Origin of the sequence: Streptomyces sp. NPDC048275, from assembly GCF_040652275.1 — a bacterium.
Lineage (GTDB): Bacteria > Actinomycetota > Actinomycetes > Streptomycetales > Streptomycetaceae > Streptomyces.
Map to the genome: position 1 here is coordinate 1 of NZ_JBEZLR010000268.1, position 1,163 is coordinate 1,163.

The following is a 1,163-nucleotide window of genomic DNA, read 5'->3' on the forward strand; positions in this document are numbered from 1 at the left end:
GCCGGGTGGGTTGGTGGCTGTTCTCCGCCCGGTTGTTCAGGCCCTTGTGCGAGCGGTGCTCAGCCGAGGGCATGACCTCACGGCGGGCTGCGCCATAGGAGCGAAGCTTGTCCCAAGGGTTCGCCCTCTCCGTCGTTCACGGTCATCGTGACGTATCCCTTCCCAAAGCCTGACGCATTGGCAGTCCGCACGGAAGAGGGCAACAGGCGCTTCGCCGTGGTGAGCATCTGCGACGTGCCCATGGTAGGGGCGAAACCAGGGTCCGGAGGCGGCGGCGAGATGGGTACGGCATGGCTCACCCTCACCCACTGGGCCGCCGTCGATATATCCGCCAGTTGGCGTACCGTCAATGGCGGATTTGGATGTGAAACATCGCCACGGGTGCGTCGCGGCGGGCTCCACTCCATCACGCGCGCAACGCCACCCGCCCACTGGCCACCCTCGGCATCACATGATCAAACCGGACAGACCCACTGAACGACGCCGCCCTGCAGTCACACCACACACCTCAACAAGATCGTGTTACGAGCTCTAGGAGTTGAGACAAAGGTGTCGGCATCTGGTGTCTCACCGTGGTGCGGCTTCACTTCGTCAATCGGCGACGCCGCGGAGTGCCAGTTGAAGGGGCGCGGTCTCCGGCCTTGGTGCCGGCGGACTCGCATGTTGATAAGTCGTGTATGCGCAGGGAGTCCGCACTGTCGGTCGCATGAATAGATGATTCACAGCCGACCGAGAACTGGTGGTTCCCTGAATTCTCGCTGACCGTGGCGTCGTTCCTGGCGGACGCAGCGATGGCGCCGGGCAGCGCACAGTCGGCCTGGTCACTAGTGCGGGAAGCGGCGGGGTGGGCGAGTGACTACGGATTCGCGGAACTCGGCAATCCGCGAATGGACTTGGCGCATCAGGTGGGTGTCCTCGATCCGATCCAGGTAGAGGCAGCGGGCTGCCAGCCCCGGGAGGTCGAAGGCGAAGTACAGGGACATCAGCGGGTTCACGAACAACTCGCTGCCCCGGGTGCGGTCGGTGAACCTGACATCGCCGAAAGAGCCGCGCACGGCTGCCGCGATGGAACCGTTCACGATGCTGGGGTACTCCGGGGTGTGGTGCTGAGCGTGCGTCACCGCGTCAAGGTAGAGAGCGCCCTCACGGGTGGCGCGCGGTAT

Annotated in this window: 2 pseudogenes; both read right to left on the reverse strand. The window is 64.4% G+C overall.

Annotation, left to right across the window (positions count from 1 at the left end):
- A pseudogene (locus tag AB0D57_RS47860) lies at window positions 1-112 on the reverse strand (IS6 family transposase); the annotation flags it as partial.
- A 712-nt stretch (window positions 113-824) separates the two neighbouring features.
- Window positions 825-1,163, reverse strand: a pseudogene (locus AB0D57_RS47865) (hypothetical protein); the annotation flags it as partial.